The organism is Klebsiella sp. B345, assembly GCF_051131735.1.
Taxonomy (GTDB): Bacteria; Pseudomonadota; Gammaproteobacteria; order Enterobacterales; family Enterobacteriaceae; genus Klebsiella.
Genome location: NZ_CP180443.1, coordinates 2,628,332 through 2,642,637 on the forward strand (window position 1 = coordinate 2,628,332; position 14,306 = coordinate 2,642,637).

Below are 14,306 nucleotides of genomic sequence, written 5' to 3' on the forward strand. Positions count from 1 at the left end.
GGGTGCTTAACGATCCCCGTTTTACTACCGAAGTAGAGCTGACCATCCCGTTTCACGACGTCGATATGATGGGTGTGGTGTGGCACGGCAACTACTTTCGCTACTTTGAGATTGCCCGCGAGGCGCTGCTCAACCAGTTTAATTACGGTTACCGTCAGATGAAAGAATCCGGCTACGTCTGGCCGGTGGTGGACACCCGCGTGAAGTACCGCGATGTGCTGACCTTTGAACAGCGTATCCGCGTGCGCGCCCGGCTCGAAGAGTACGAAAACCGGCTGCGCATCGGCTATGAGATTTTCGCCGCCGACAGCGGGAAACGCACCACCACAGGCTACACCATTCAGGTGGCGGTCCATGAGCAGAGCCGTGAGATGAGCTTTGTCAGCCCGGATATTCTGTTTGAGCGCATGGGGGTGAAACCATGAGATGGTGGCCTCTGCTGGCGCTGCTGCTCAGCCCGCTGGTCAGCGCCCTGACGCTGGACGATCTTCAGCAGCGCTTTACCGAACAGCCGGTGATCCGCGCCCACTTCGATCAAACCCGCACTATTAAGGATCTGCCGCAGCCGCTGCGATCCCAGGGCACGATGTTGATCGCCCGCGACACCGGCCTGTTGTGGGATCAAACCGCGCCGTTCCCGATGCAGCTGCTGCTGGATGATAAACGGATGGTCCAGGTGATCAACGGCCAGCCGCCGCAAACCATCACCGCCGAAAACAACCCGCAGATGTTCCAGTTCAACCACCTGCTGCGCGCCCTGTTCCAGGCCGACCGCCGCGTGCTGGAGCAGAATTTCCGCGTCGAATTTAGCGATAAGGGCCAGGGACGCTGGACCCTGAGCCTGACGCCGCTCACCACCCCGCTGGATAAGATCTTCGCCACCATCGATCTGGCCGGGCAGACCTATCTCGACCACATCCAGCTCAATGATAAACAGGGCGATCGCACCGACATCACGCTATCGCAACATCAACTGACTCCCGCGCACCTGACCGATGACGAACGACAACGATTTACCGCACCGTAACCGTCGAAGCATTGCGCTGCTGTGGGGACTGGTCTGCCTGCTGATGCTGGGCGTATTGTTGACGCTGCTGCCGCAGTCGCGTATCAACAGCAGCGTGCTGGCCATGCTGCCGAAACAGACCCTCGGCGCCATTCCGCCGGCGCTCAACGAAGGCTTTACCCAGCGCCTTGACCGGCAGCTGGTCTGGCTGGTGAGCTCTGGCAAGCAGGCCGACCCGCAGGTAGCGCAAGCGTGGCTCAGCCTGCTGCAACAGTCCCATGCGCTGGCGGAGGTCAAAGGCCCGATGGATGCCGCCAGCCAGCAGGCCTGGGGCAGCTTCTTCTGGCAGCACCGCAACGGGATGATCGACTCCGAGACCCGCGCCCGTCTGCAAAACGGCGGCGGCGCGCAGGCGCAGTGGGTGCTCTCCCAGCTCTATTCCGCCTTCTCCGGCGTCAGCGGCAAAGAGCTGCACAGCGATCCGCTGATGCTGATGCGCGGCTCGCAGTTGGCGATGGCAAAAAGCGGCCAGCGCCTGCAGCTGAAAGAGGGCTGGCTGGTCACCCAGGATGCTCAGGGCAATCACTGGTATCTGATCCACGGCGAACTGGCCGGTTCCTCTTTCGATATGCAGCAGACGCACCGCCTGGTGACCACCCTTTCCGGGCTGGAGCAGACCTTCAAAGCGCGCTACCCGCAGGCGCAGTTGCTGTCGCGCGGTACGGTCTTTTACAGCGACTACGCCAGCCAGCAGGCGAAGCAGGATATTTCCACGCTCGGCATCGCCACGATACTCGGCGTGATGCTGCTAATCATCGTGACCTTCCGCTCGCTGCGGCCACTGGTGCTGTGTCTGATTTCCGTAGGTATTGGCGGGCTGGCGGGCACCGTCGCCACGCTGATGCTGTTCGGTGAGCTGCATCTGATGACACTGGTGATGAGCATGAGCATTATCGGCATCTCCGCCGACTATACGCTCTACTATCTGACGGAACGGATGGTCCACGGCCACGAGAGCACGCCGTGGCAAAGCCTGGCCAAAGTACGCAGCGCGCTGCTGCTGGCCCTGCTGACCGCGGTGGTGGCCTATCTTATTATGATGCTCGCCCCGTTCCCCGGTATTCGCCAGATGTCGGTGTTTGCCGCCGTCGGGCTGAGCGCCTCCTGCCTGACGGTGATTTTCTGGCACCCGCTGCTGTCCCGCGGGTTGCCGGTTCGCCCGGTTCCGGCAATGGTGCCGATGCTGCGCTGGCTGGCGGCATGGCGGCGCAGTAAAAAACTGTACCTCGGCCTGCCGCTGGCGCTGGCGCTGGTATCACTGGCCGGGATCGCCACGCTGCGTATTGATGACGATATCTCGCAGCTGCAGGCGCTGCCGCCGCAGATCCTGGCCCAGGAAAAGGCCATCGTGGCCTTAACCGGCCAGAGCGTCGACCAGAAATGGTTCGTTGTCTACGGGGCGACCCCGCAGCAAACCCTGGAACGGCTGGAGACCTTTGTCCCGGAGCTAGAACAGGCCAAAAAACAGGGAACGATCGCCGGGTATCGCCCGCTGCCGCTTAATTCGCTGGCCCGCCAGCGCCAGGACCTGGGGCTGCTAAAGGCCGCAGTCCCGGCGGTCAGCCAGGCGCTGCAGCAGGCCGGCGTGCAGACGGTTAATGTCGATCTTAACGCCATACCGGTCACGGTTGAGGAGTGGCTTGCCAGCCCGGCCAGTGAAGGCTGGCGCCTGCTGTGGCTGACCCTGAAAGGCGGGGAAAGCGGCGTGCTGATCCCGGTTGACGGCGTAAAAGATAGCGCGGCATTGCAGGCGCTGAGCGAACAACAACCCGGCGTGGCGTGGGTTGACCGAAAAAGCACCTTTGACGGCCTGTTCGCCCTTTATCGCCATATTCTGACGGGGCTACTGGCGGTGGCGCTGGCGGTGATCGCCTGCGGCGCGATGCTGCGCCTCGGCTGGCGTAGCGGGTTGAAAAGCCTCGTGCCGTCGGTGCTGTCGTTAGGCTGCGGGCTGGCGGCGCTCAGCCTGAGCGGCCATTCTGTGAATCTGTTTTCACTGCTGGCGCTGGTGCTGGTGTTAGGGATTGGCATCAACTACACCCTGTTTTTCAGTAACCCTCGCGGTACGCCGCTGACGTCGCTGCTGGCGATTATTCTGGCCATGATGACCACCTTGCTGACCCTGGGCATGCTGGTCTTCAGCGCCACTCAGGCCATCAGCAGTTTTGGCATTGTGCTGGTCAGCGGTATTTTCACCGCCTTCCTGCTGTCACCGATGGCGATGCCCGGTAAAAAAGAGAAAAAAATACGATGATCACCCACAGACTGTGGCGCGCCGCCGCGCTGGTTGCCACCCTGATCCTTGCCGGGTGCAGCCACTCACAAAAACCGCAGGACGGCCGCCCCCAGGCCTGGCTGGAGCCGGGGACCCGCGTCACCTTGCCGCCGCCGGGGATCGCACCGCCGCTGAGCGCGCAGCAGCTGCTGACCGGGCGTTTTCACGGCCAGACCCAGTCACTGCTGGTGATGCTCAATGCCGACGACCAAAAAATCACCCTCGCCGGCCTCTCGTCAGTGGGGATCCGTCTGTTTCTCGTCACCTACGATCAACGCGGGCTGCGCGCTGAACAATCCATCGTGGTGCCGCAGCTGCCGCCCGCCAGCCAGGTGCTGGCGGATGTCATGCTCAGCCACTGGCCGATCGCCGTCTGGCAGAAACAGCTGCCGGCCGGCTGGACCCTGGCCGACAGCGGCGATCGCCGGGAACTACGCAATGCGCAGGGCAAGCTGGTCACGGCTATCGTCTATCTGAACCGCCAGGGGAAACGCATGCCCATCAGCATCGAGCAGCTGGCTTTCAAATACCACATCACCATTCAATATCTGGGTGACTGAGATGATCTATATTTCTGCAGTTGGCATGATCAATGCGCTCGGCAACGATACCAATGAGATCGCCGCCAACCTGACGTGTGGCGTGGCGCCGGGGATGCAACCGCGCGCCGGCTGGCTACGGGGAGTCCCCGAGGCCGTGCTCGGCGGCGTTGATGCCACCCTGCCAACGATCCCCGACCGCTTTGCCGCCCATCGCTCGCGCAACAACCAGCTGCTGCTGGCGGCACTGGCGCAGATTCGTCCCCAGGTTGACGAAGCCATCACGCGTTTCGGCCACGACAGAGTGGCGGTGGTGCTCGGGACCAGTACCTCCGGGCTCGACGAGGGGGATATTCACGTTGATCGCACCCTCAACGGCCACGCCAGCACCGACTGGCAATACCCACAGCAGGAGCTGGGCGATCCTTCGCGCTTCCTGAGCCACTGGCTGGCGTTAGACGGCCCGGCATTTACCCTCTCTACCGCCTGTTCTTCCAGCGCCAGGGCTATTATCAGCGGACGCCGGCTGATTGACGCCGGGCTCGCCGACGTTGCTATCGTCGGCGGCGCCGATACCCTGAGCAGAATGCCGGTGAATGGTTTTCACAGCCTCGAGTCGCTCTCCCCCACGCGGTGCCAGCCCTTCGCCCGCGACCGCAGCGGGATCACCATTGGTGAAGGGGCGGCGTTGATGCTGCTCACCCGCGAGCCGCAGTCCATCGCGCTACTGGGGGTCGGCGAGTCAAGCGACGCTTACCATATTTCGGCCCCGCATCCACAGGGCGAGGGGGCGATCCGTGCGATTGCCATGGCCCTCAATGATGCCGGTATCAGTGCGGATGACGTGGGCTATATCAACCTGCACGGCACCGCGACTCCGCTAAACGATCGGGTGGAGTCGCAGGTCGTCCAGGCGCTGTTCGGGGATCACGTACCGTGCAGCTCTACCAAACACCTTACCGGGCACACCCTCGGCGCCGCCGGGATTACCGAAGCGGCAATCGCCATGCTGATTTTGCAGCGTGACCTGCCGTTACCACCCCAGGACTTCACGCTGTCGCCGCGCGACCCGGCGCTGGCAGACTGTGGTCTGATTACCACCGCGCAGCGCCTTGAACGCCCGGTGATCCTCTCCAACTCATTTGCCTTTGGCGGCAATAACGCCAGCATTCTGCTCGGGAGATGTTCATGAGCCACTATCTGCCCCCCGGCAACTATCTGCCCCATGACGCGCCAATGCTGCTGCTCGAAGAGGTGCTGGAAGTGACCGAAGAGACCGCCACCTGCCGCGTCGGGGTTAACACCTCAGGCGTGCTGGCACCGTTTCTCGATAGCGACGGCAACCTGCCCGGCTGGTTTGCGCTGGAGCTGATGGCACAGACCGTCGGCGTCTGGTCGGGCTGGCATCGCCATCAACACCAGCAGGAGAGCATCGCCCTCGGAATGGTGCTCGGTGCCCGGGAGCTGGTCTGCGCCGCCGGTATTTTTCCCGCTGGACACACGCTGACGATCGCCGTCACGCTATTAATGCAGGATGACCGTTTTGGCAGTTTCGACTGCATTATCGCTAGCGGGGATAACACCCTGGCGACGGGCCGCGTCAACACCTTCCAGCCCACCCCAGACGAGTTAACGACGCTGTTTAATCAGGGAGAGAAACCATGAGCCGTTCCGTATTAGTGACCGGTGCCAGCAAGGGTATCGGCCGCGCTATCGCCTGCCAGCTGGCGGCTGACGGCTTTGTCGTCGGCGTCCATTACCACCGCGATGCCCAGGGGGCGCAGGAGACGCTGGAGACGATCCTCGCCGCCGGCGGCAAAGGCCGACTGTTGAGCTTTGATGTCGCCGAGCGCGAGCAGTGCCGCGAGGTGCTGGAGCAGGATATCGCCGCTCACGGCCCGTGGTATGGCGTGGTGAGCAACGCCGGTATCACCCGCGACGGTGCCTTCCCCGCGCTGAGCGACAACGACTGGGATGCGGTGATCCACACCAATCTCGACAGCTTTTATAACGTCATTCAGCCCTGCATTATGCCGATGATTGGCGCCCGTCAGGGTGGGCGGATCATCACGCTGTCATCAGTATCCGGGGTGATGGGCAACCGCGGTCAGGTAAACTACAGCGCCGCCAAAGCGGGCATTATCGGCGCCACCAAAGCGCTGGCCATTGAGCTGGCAAAACGCAAAATTACCGTCAACTGCATTGCCCCAGGCCTGATTGACACCGGCATGATCGCCATGGAAGAGGCCGCCCTCAAAGAGGCGATGTCGATCATCCCCATGAAACGTATGGGCCAGGCCGCAGAAGTGGCCGGACTCGCCAGCTATTTAATGTCGGATATTGCGGGCTATGTTACCCGCCAGGTGATTTCCATCAACGGAGGCATGCTATGACTCGCCGCGTCGTGATTACCGGTATGGGAGGCGTAACCGCCTTTGGCGAAAGCTGGCAGGCGGTGTCTGCCCGGCTGCGCGCTTACAAGAACGCCGTGCGCGCCATGCCGGAGTGGAAAATCTATGACGGCCTGCATACCCTGCTCGGGGCGCCAATCGATGATTTCAGTCTGCCGGAGCACTATACCCGCAAGCGGATCCGCGCCATGGGCCGCGTGTCGTTGATGTCCACCCGCGCTAGCGAACTGGCGCTGGAGCAGGCCGGGCTGATTGGCGATGCGGTGCTCACCAACGGTGAAACCGGCATTGCCTACGGTTCCTCCACCGGCAGCACCGGCCCGGTCAGCGAGTTCGCCACCATGCTGACGGAAAAGCACACCAATAACATCACCGGCACCACCTACGTACAGATGATGCCGCACACCACCGCGGTCAACACCGGCCTGTTCTTCGGCCTGCGCGGCAGGGTGATCCCGACCTCCAGCGCCTGCACCTCCGGCAGCCAGGCAATTGGCTACGCCTGGGAAGCGATTCGCCACGGCTATCAGACGGTGATGGTCGCCGGCGGCGCGGAAGAGCTGTGCCCGTCTGAAGCCGCGATCTTCGATACTCTGTTCGCCACCAGCCAACGCAACGACGCCCCGGCCACCACGCCGTCGCCGTTCGATGAACAACGCGACGGGCTGGTGATTGGCGAAGGGGCCGGCACGCTGATTCTCGAAGAGCTCGAGCATGCCAAAGCCCGGGGAGCAACCATTTACGGCGAAATCGTCGGCTTCGCCACCAACTGCGATGCCGCGCATATTACCCAGCCACAGCAGGAGACCATGCAAATCTGCATGGAGCAATCGCTCAGGATGGCCGGTTTAGACGCCCGGGATATCGGCTACGTCTCCGCGCACGGCACGGCAACCGATCGCGGCGATATCGCCGAAAGCCAGGCCAGCGCCGCGGTGTTCGGCAACAACGTGCCGATCTCGTCGCTGAAAAGCTATTTTGGTCATACCCTCGGGGCCTGCGGGGCGCTGGAGGCATGGATGAGCCTGCAAATGATGCGCGAAGGCTGGTTTGCCCCGACGCTCAACCTGCGCCAGCCGGATCCGCAGTGCGGTGAGCTGGATTACATCATGGGAGAAGCCCGTCCGCTGGACTGCGAGTTCCTGCAGAGCAATAACTTCGCCTTTGGCGGGATCAATACCTCCATCATCATTAAGCGCTGGCCCTGATATGTATCAACTGTACCTGCGGAAAATCTCGCAGCTCAGCGCCCGCCCCCTGCCGCCTGAGATCGTGGCTCAGGCGCCACAGGGTGTGCGCCGCGCAAGCTGGCTGGCCGGTCGCGTCCTGCTGGCGCAAGCGATCACACCGCTGCCAGAAATCATTTACTCCGCGCAGGGTAAACCGGGCTTCGCCGGCACTGTCACGCGCTGGTTTAACCTCAGCCACAGCGGCGATGAGATTGCGCTATTGATTAGCGACGAAGGAGAAGTGGGTTGCGATATCGAAGTGATTCGCCCGCGCCAGAACTGGCGTCGGCTGGCGAATGCGGTCTTTAGCACCGATGAGCATGCGGAGGTGGAAGCAGAACCGCCGGCGCAGCAGATCAATGCATTCTGGCGGATCTGGACGCGGAAAGAGGCCATGGTGAAGCAACGCGGCGGTAGCGCCTGGCAAATCGCCAGCGTCGACAGCACCCGCCACGCGACGCTGTCGGTCAGCCAGATTCAGTTGGGCAACCTGAGCCTTGCGGTCTGCACGCCGACGCCGTTTGTGGTGGATGCCGCGCTTATTCTCTGAAAGATCCCGGGCGTTTAAGCGGCCAGAAGATGGTCAGTACCCCGGCGATGATCAATAGCACCCCCGCCAGCGCCCGCCAGTGGAACGGTTCATCCCAGCCGGGCAGCCAGATGGCGGCGGCCCACACGACAATGTAGCTGAGGCTGAGCAGCGCGTAGGCTTTGGCGAGCGGCAGTCGGTGCAGGGCAAAGTACCAGCAAACCATCGACAGTAAATAGCCGCTCAGCCCGAGCAGCAGGCTCCACGTACCGCTACGCAGATGGAAAAGATGGCTGATAAACGCCATCAGGTCGTTCAGCGGCGGCAGTTCGACCATGGCGCCGCGCAGCAGCAGCTGCGCCACGCTGACCAACCCAACGCTGAATAATGCCCAGATTAACCCCATCAGACACTGCTCCCCAGGATCACAATGCCGACGACAATTAATCCCACGCCTACCCAGTGGCGCCGGGCCACCGGCTCACGCCAGAGTCCCCAGGCCGCTAACGTCACCCAGACAAAATTAAGGCTCAACATGGGATAGGCCACGCTCACCGGAATAGCTTGCAGGACGCTCAGCCACAGCAGCATACCGCCACCGAGCGCCAGCAGCGCAAGGCCAAGCCAGCCGAGAATATGGCGACCGCGCCGCCGGGATTTCGACGGACGCGTCGCCTGTTTCTGGCACAGTTGCCCGGCGCAGCTTAACAGGCTCGCCAGCGCCAGACAGATCCAGATACTCATTGCGGCAAATACTGAAGAAACACAACCCGCTCTAACACATATACATTGTCAGGTTTCGGGAGGGGTAAATCAGCCATGTTTTCTCCTTTATCCATCAGCAGCACCAGAGACACCGGGCCTTCCTGACGGTGCATCGCCAGCCAGCCGGCAAACTCACTCTGGCTCACAAAGCTATTTTTGGCATCCGGCCAGTTCAGGCCGTACTTCAGCTCACCCTGCTTATCAAACATGATGATGTCGTTACGCTTGAGCTCCCACGCCAGACCGGCAGCAATCCCGACGTTATTACTCAGCACGTAGCGGCTGGGCGCCAGCGATTCACCAATAATATCAACCATGAACTGCGGCTGTTTGCTATCAATCACCCGGTCAGGAATCGCAAAACCTATCAGCAGCGCCAGACCTAGCGGGCAGCAGGCGGCTAAAGTCCAGCGACGACCGTTATCTTTCATCGCCAGCCAGCCCATCAGCGCCCAGACCGCAAACGCGATGGCCGCCAGCAGGCATTTATACAGCTCAATATGGCTCCAGACCGGCTTATGCATGACGCCCCACGGCGACACCACCAGCACCGCCACAAGACCCGTCAGGCCGAAAATCAGGTTGATGAGGCCGTTGACCCGTAGCGCTTTGGCCCCGGCTTTCGCCGCATCCAGCGCATAGCGCGCCATCAGTATCGACAGCGGTGCGAAGCACGGCAGGATATAGGTTGGCAATTTGCCTTTCGCAATGCTGAAAAACAGGAACGGCATCGCCACCCAACCGAGTAAGTACAGCGCCCCACGCGCATCATCGCGCTCGGTCCAGCCGCGCTTCAGCGCACCGGGCAGCAGCGCCAGCCACGGCAGGCTACCGGCAATCAGGAACGGAAGGTAATACCAGAAAGGTGCCTTGTGCTGGGCATCTTTCTCGGCAAAGCGTTGAATATGCTCCACCCAGAAGAAGTAGCGCCAGAAATCCGGCTCGCGGTTAGCGATAGCCAGGCCCCACGGCAGCACCATCAGTATGCACACGCCCACCGCCAGCCAGCCGTAGATAAGCACTTCACGCCAGCGTTTCTGGGCAATCACCCACGGTAGAACCCCGATAACCGGCACCGCCAGCGCAAGAAAGCCTTTGGTCATTACCCCCATGCCGCAGGCCACCCCCAGCAGCGCATAGCCGGCGATTTTGCCGCCTCGGGTCTGCGCCTGAGTTGCGCCCCAGAAACTGCACATCGCCAGGGCCATCCACAAGGTGATCATTGGATCCAGCACCGCATAGGTGCCAATGCCGTACACCAGCAGCGCGGTCAGGAAGATAACGCCAGACAGAATCGCAACCCGCTTATCCCGCCAGATGCGCCACGCCAGCCACGCCACCAGCAACGCGGTGACGCTAATCGAAAATACCGACCCAAAGCGTACGCCAAAGTTATTGTGACCAAACAGCCACTGTCCGATGCTGTTCATCCAGTATCCGGCAATGGGTTTTTCAAAATAGCGCAGCCCGAGAAAATGCGGCACCACCCAGTCACCGGAGGCCAGCATTTCACGACTGATCTCCGCATAGCGCGTTTCATCAGGCTGCCAGAGCAGCCGGAAATTCAACGGGAGTAAATAATACAGCGCAAATAACACCACTAAAGAGACGCTATAACGAATGCTTTTCATACGTCCTGACTCAATAATTGTTCACGCCCAAGCCAGCCTTCCCGGCCAGCCAATTCACCGCGAACCACTTTGCCCAATGGCAGCTCGCTAAAGTCAGCGGGCAGCAGTTGGCTCAGCGGGCAAAACTGGATTTCCTCTTGCGCGGCCATGGTCAGCAGTTCATCAAACTGCTGTGCAAAGGCAATGCCTTCGACTTCTGCATGAATGGTGTAGACCGGCGTGCCGCTATCCTGGTGAATCCTGTCCAGCAGATAGCGATTGAAGCCACCGGCATCGACGCGGCTGCCGACCACTTCATCCCAGGTAGGCAGCGTCACCGGGATCTGCACGGTACCCGGCGCCTTGTCGCCTAACAGCGGCAGGAAGGGACGCGTGCCCCGGCAGTCGCTGTTGTAGAGGAAATTGAAAGGCTCTTTGGCTTTAATCACCCGCTGATCTGCGCGCCAGCCCGCCACGGCGGAACAAGTGACCGAACGTCCGATGATCCGCTCCAGCTCCAGCAGGCCACGTTCGACCTCCAGCGCCAGTCGCTCCTGTGGCCAGACGCCGCTCCATGCCTGCCAGCTGTAATGGTCCCAGGCGTGCAGACCCACTTCATGGGTCTGCGCCGTCGCCCGGATAACCTCTTCATTACCCGCGCCAATCCGCCGCCCGGGCCAGGCAGTACCGGCCAGCAAGATATCCCAGCCGTATAGCGAAGCCGCGTTTGAACGCAGCATCTTCCACAGAAACTTCGGTTTTATCAGGCGCCATAAATGGCGCCCCATATTGTCCGGCCCCACGCTGAAAAAGAAGCTTGCCTGAACTCCATGCTGGCCCAGCAGGCTCAGCAGGCGCGGCACCCCGTCCCGGGTACCGCGAAAGGTATCGACATCTATGCGTAAGCCGACCTGTTTCATGATGTCTTGTCGTCCACCAGCTCAACCGTGCGCAGGAAGAAGTCGAGCGTATGTTCTACGGTTTCTTCCATTGGAACCGTCGGCACCCAGTTCAGGCAGCGCTTAGCGTTGCGAATGCTTGGCTTACGATGCTCCACATCCTGATAGCCTTTACCATAGTAATCGCTGCTCTCAACGTCGCGGAAACCGGCGAACGGCGGGAAGTTGCCGCGCAGCGGATGGCGCTCGAAGCAGTCCAGCAGCATCTCCGCCAGCTCTTTGATACTGGCTTCGTTGTCCGGGTTACCAATGTTGATAATCTGCCCGTCGCAGTGGCCGTCTTTGTTCTCGATAATGCGGAACAGCGCTTCGATACCATCGCTAATGTCGGTGAAGCAACGCTTCTGCTTACCGCCTTCGATAAGCTTAATCGGCGAGCCTTCAACCAAGTTGAGGATCAGCTGAGTAATCGCACGGGAGCTGCCGATACGCGCAGCATTCAGGTTATCGAGACGCGGACCCATCCAGTTGAACGGACGGAACAGCGTAAAGCGCAGACCGGACTTGTCGCCGTAGGCCCAGATAACGCGGTCAAGCAGCTGCTTCGAGACCGAGTAAATCCAGCGCTGTTTATTGATCGGGCCAACCACCAGATTGGAGGTGTCTTCGTCGAAGTTTTTGTCAGTGCACATGCCGTACACTTCGGAAGTCGACGGGAAGATGATGCGTTTATCGTATTTCACGCAATCGCGAATAATCTTCAGGTTCTCTTCGAAGTCCAGTTCGAACACGCGCAGCGGGTTACGGGTGTATTCAATCGGCGTCGCGATAGCCACCAGCGGCAGTACCACGTCGCATTTCTTAATATGATATTCGATCCACTCGGAGTGAATGCTGATATCGCCTTCAACGAAGTGGAAACGCGGGTTGCCGAGGAAACGGCTGATGGCGTCAGACCCGATATCCAGACCGTAGATTTCATAATTGTCGTCGGCGAGCAGGCGTTCGGTCAGGTGGTTACCGATAAACCCGTTCACGCCGAGGATCAGCACGCGGGTACGGCGTTTAATCGCCACCACCGGTTTGCTACTCAGCACCGCACCGGCCACCAGGCCCAGCGCCTGCGCCAGCTGCGTACCCTGCATGTAAACGCCGCGCTCGGTTTGACCGGTAACGATCTCCAGCGCACCATCCTGACAGGCTACCACCAGCGGAGAGGTGGAAATCACCGTCCCCGGCTTCGCCGCCGCCAGGTCGTGGCGCACACGGGATTTCCAGACGATAAATTTGTTTGCCCCGGCGTAGCCAAAGGCGCCCGGCCACGGGTCGGAGACGGCACGCACCAGGTTATGCAGCGTCAGCGCGGGTTTATCCCAATCGAGACGGCCATCTTCCGGCGTGCGACGGCCCACGTAAGTAGCCTCGCTCTCGTCCTGCGCGCGGTCCTGAGTTTTACCATCACGAATCGCCGGCAGCGCCTGCCCCAGCAGGTCTGACGCGGCGGTGCACAGTTTGCGGTGCAGGGTCAGCGCAGCGTCATCGGCGCCAATCGCCACCGTCTGCTGTGCCACGATATCGCCGGCATCCGCACGGCTGACCATGCGGTGCAAGGTCACGCCAGTTTCCGTTTCCCCGTTCACCAGCACCCAGTTCAACGGGGCGCGACCGCGGTATTTTGGCAGCAGAGAACCGTGCAGATTAAAGCCGCCTTTTGGCGCCAGGCTGAGGATTTCGTCGCCCAGCATGTTGCGATAATAGAAAGAGAACAGCACGTCCGGCTTCATGTCGCGAATGCGTTCAATCCACAGGGGGTGGTTAACATCTTCAGGTGCCCACACCGGGATACCTTGCTCAGCCGCAATACGCGCCACCGAGCCAAAGAAGTGGTTTTCGCCAGGGTTATCCGGATGGGTAAAAATAGCGGCGATGTCATAGCCAGAATCCAGCAGCGACTGAATACCTGCACACCCCATATCGTGATAAGCGAAGACTACAGCTTTCATGAACGATCTTCCTCTTGAGACGCCGTTTCCGGCTGACGAACAACACGTTGAATAAAATAGCGGGGACGGGCGCGGACATCGTTATAGATGCGGCCGATATACTCCCCGAGCAGGCCCATGCCGACAAACTGTGCGCCAATAAACATAAACAGTACGGCAAACAGCATGAACACCCCTTCCGCTGCCCACTGCGGGCCGAAGACCAGCCGCAGGAGAACCAACAGGAAGGCAAAAGCAAAGCCCAGCAGGGCAATCACGCTGCCAAAGACGCTGAGCAGACGCAGCGGCGTGGTGGTTAAACAGGTCACCAGGTCGTACATCAGGTTAATCAGGCGCATAAAGCTGTATTTCGAATCGCCAAATTCACGTTCCGCGTGCATCACCGGGATTTCAACCGCCCGGCGCGCGAAGGTATTGGCCAGAATCGGGATAAAGGTGCTGCGCTCATGGCAGTTGAGCATCGCGTCGATAATGTGGCGGCGATAGGCGCGCAGCATGCAGCCGTAGTCGCCCATCGCTTTACCCGTAGTGCGCTGAATCAGGCGGTTAATCATCTTCGACGCGCTTTTGCGGAAGAAGGTGTCCTGGCGGTTCTGCCGAACGGTACCAACGACGTCGTAGCCTTCATCAGCCTTCGCCACCAGCCGCGGGATCTCTTCCGGCGGGTTTTGCAGATCGGCATCAAGGGTAATAATCAGGTCGCCGGTCACATGGCTGAAACCAGCCATAATCGCCGAGTGCTGGCCGTAGTTGCGGTTAAGCAACACCGCCACCACGTGGCTGCCTTCAGCTTCGGCGGCGTCGGTCAACATGCGGGCAGACTCATCGCTGCTGCCATCGTCTACCAGTAAAATTTCATACTGGCGGCCCAGCGTCGCGCAGGCGGTATCCGTACGGCGAATCAGTTCGGGCAGGCTTTCCTGTTCGTTATAAACCGGAATGACGACCGAGACTTTTTTCACGGGAGGGTAAGTAAACAT

At 60.6% G+C, this 14,306-nt stretch carries 15 protein-coding genes; 9 read left to right on the top strand and 6 right to left on the bottom strand.

From position 1 onward, the window contains the following. The first annotated feature begins 2 nt into the window (after positions 1–2). From ACMYSO_RS12440 to acpT, 9 genes are read left to right on the top strand one after another with little or no spacing between them, the layout of a single operon-like run. A complete protein-coding gene (locus ACMYSO_RS12440; RefSeq protein WP_123757260.1) occupies positions 3–425 on the top strand; it encodes an acyl-CoA thioesterase in 423 nt (140 codons plus the stop codon). Further along, a complete protein-coding gene (locus ACMYSO_RS12445; protein WP_434670678.1) occupies positions 422–1,027 on the top strand; it encodes a LolA family protein in 606 nt (201 codons plus the stop codon). The genes ACMYSO_RS12440 and ACMYSO_RS12445 overlap by 4 nt, the downstream gene beginning before the upstream one ends. Beyond that, the gene (locus ACMYSO_RS12450) at positions 996–3,320 is read left to right on the top strand and encodes an MMPL family transporter (protein WP_434670679.1); all 2,325 of its coding nucleotides are present in this window, start codon (positions 996–998) and stop codon (positions 3,318–3,320) included. Before ACMYSO_RS12445 ends, ACMYSO_RS12450 begins: the two co-directional genes overlap by 32 nt. Beyond that, positions 3,317–3,901 carry a DUF3261 domain-containing protein gene (locus tag ACMYSO_RS12455; RefSeq protein WP_434670680.1) on the top strand — a complete coding sequence of 195 codons (585 nt, stop codon included), beginning with the start codon at positions 3,317–3,319 and terminating at the stop codon, positions 3,899–3,901. The genes ACMYSO_RS12450 and ACMYSO_RS12455 overlap by 4 nt, the downstream gene beginning before the upstream one ends. A 1-nt stretch (position 3,902) precedes the next feature. Next, complete coding sequence (locus ACMYSO_RS12460; RefSeq protein ID WP_434670682.1) at positions 3,903–5,072, top strand: beta-ketoacyl-[acyl-carrier-protein] synthase family protein; 1,170 nt, start codon at positions 3,903–3,905, stop codon at positions 5,070–5,072. Further along, positions 5,069–5,545, top strand: coding sequence for an ApeP family dehydratase (locus tag ACMYSO_RS12465; RefSeq protein WP_434670683.1), 477 nt, complete (start codon positions 5,069–5,071; stop codon positions 5,543–5,545). Before ACMYSO_RS12460 ends, ACMYSO_RS12465 begins: the two co-directional genes overlap by 4 nt. Further along, complete coding sequence (locus ACMYSO_RS12470; RefSeq protein ID WP_434670685.1) at positions 5,542–6,273, top strand: 3-ketoacyl-ACP reductase FabG2; 732 nt, start codon at positions 5,542–5,544, stop codon at positions 6,271–6,273. The genes ACMYSO_RS12465 and ACMYSO_RS12470 overlap by 4 nt, the downstream gene beginning before the upstream one ends. After that, positions 6,270–7,499, top strand: coding sequence for a beta-ketoacyl-ACP synthase (locus ACMYSO_RS12475; protein ID WP_123757253.1), 1,230 nt, complete (start codon positions 6,270–6,272; stop codon positions 7,497–7,499). Before ACMYSO_RS12470 ends, ACMYSO_RS12475 begins: the two co-directional genes overlap by 4 nt. Before the next feature lies 1 nt (position 7,500). Next, positions 7,501–8,070 (top strand): 4'-phosphopantetheinyl transferase AcpT, encoded by a 570-nt coding sequence (acpT, locus tag ACMYSO_RS12480; RefSeq protein ID WP_434670687.1) that lies wholly within the window; start codon positions 7,501–7,503, stop codon positions 8,068–8,070. On the opposite strand, the gene arnF is transcribed toward acpT, so the two are convergent. Genes arnF through arnC form a run of 6 tightly spaced genes read right to left on the bottom strand, consistent with a single transcriptional unit; the run spans position 8,060 to position 14,306 of the window. Next, positions 8,060–8,455 (bottom strand): 4-amino-4-deoxy-L-arabinose-phosphoundecaprenol flippase subunit ArnF, encoded by a 396-nt coding sequence (gene arnF / locus ACMYSO_RS12485; protein WP_434670688.1) that lies wholly within the window; start codon positions 8,453–8,455, stop codon positions 8,060–8,062. The two genes, acpT and arnF, sit on opposite strands and share 11 nt — an antisense overlap. Next, positions 8,455–8,793, bottom strand: a complete 339-nt coding sequence (gene arnE / locus ACMYSO_RS12490; RefSeq protein WP_434582649.1) for a 4-amino-4-deoxy-L-arabinose-phosphoundecaprenol flippase subunit ArnE — start codon at positions 8,791–8,793, stop codon at positions 8,455–8,457. Before arnE ends, arnF begins: the two co-directional genes overlap by 1 nt. Next, positions 8,790–10,445 (bottom strand): lipid IV(A) 4-amino-4-deoxy-L-arabinosyltransferase, encoded by a 1,656-nt coding sequence (arnT, locus tag ACMYSO_RS12495; protein ID WP_434670689.1) that lies wholly within the window; start codon positions 10,443–10,445, stop codon positions 8,790–8,792. The genes arnE and arnT overlap by 4 nt, the downstream gene beginning before the upstream one ends. Beyond that, positions 10,442–11,344, bottom strand: a complete 903-nt coding sequence (arnD, locus tag ACMYSO_RS12500; protein ID WP_434670691.1) for a 4-deoxy-4-formamido-L-arabinose-phosphoundecaprenol deformylase — start codon at positions 11,342–11,344, stop codon at positions 10,442–10,444. Before arnD ends, arnT begins: the two co-directional genes overlap by 4 nt. Beyond that, a complete protein-coding gene (arnA, locus tag ACMYSO_RS12505; RefSeq protein ID WP_434670692.1) occupies positions 11,341–13,326 on the bottom strand; it encodes a bifunctional UDP-4-amino-4-deoxy-L-arabinose formyltransferase/UDP-glucuronic acid oxidase ArnA in 1,986 nt (661 codons plus the stop codon). The genes arnD and arnA overlap by 4 nt, the downstream gene beginning before the upstream one ends. Then, complete coding sequence (arnC, locus tag ACMYSO_RS12510) at positions 13,323–14,306, bottom strand: undecaprenyl-phosphate 4-deoxy-4-formamido-L-arabinose transferase (protein ID WP_434582645.1); 984 nt, start codon at positions 14,304–14,306, stop codon at positions 13,323–13,325. The genes arnA and arnC overlap by 4 nt, the downstream gene beginning before the upstream one ends.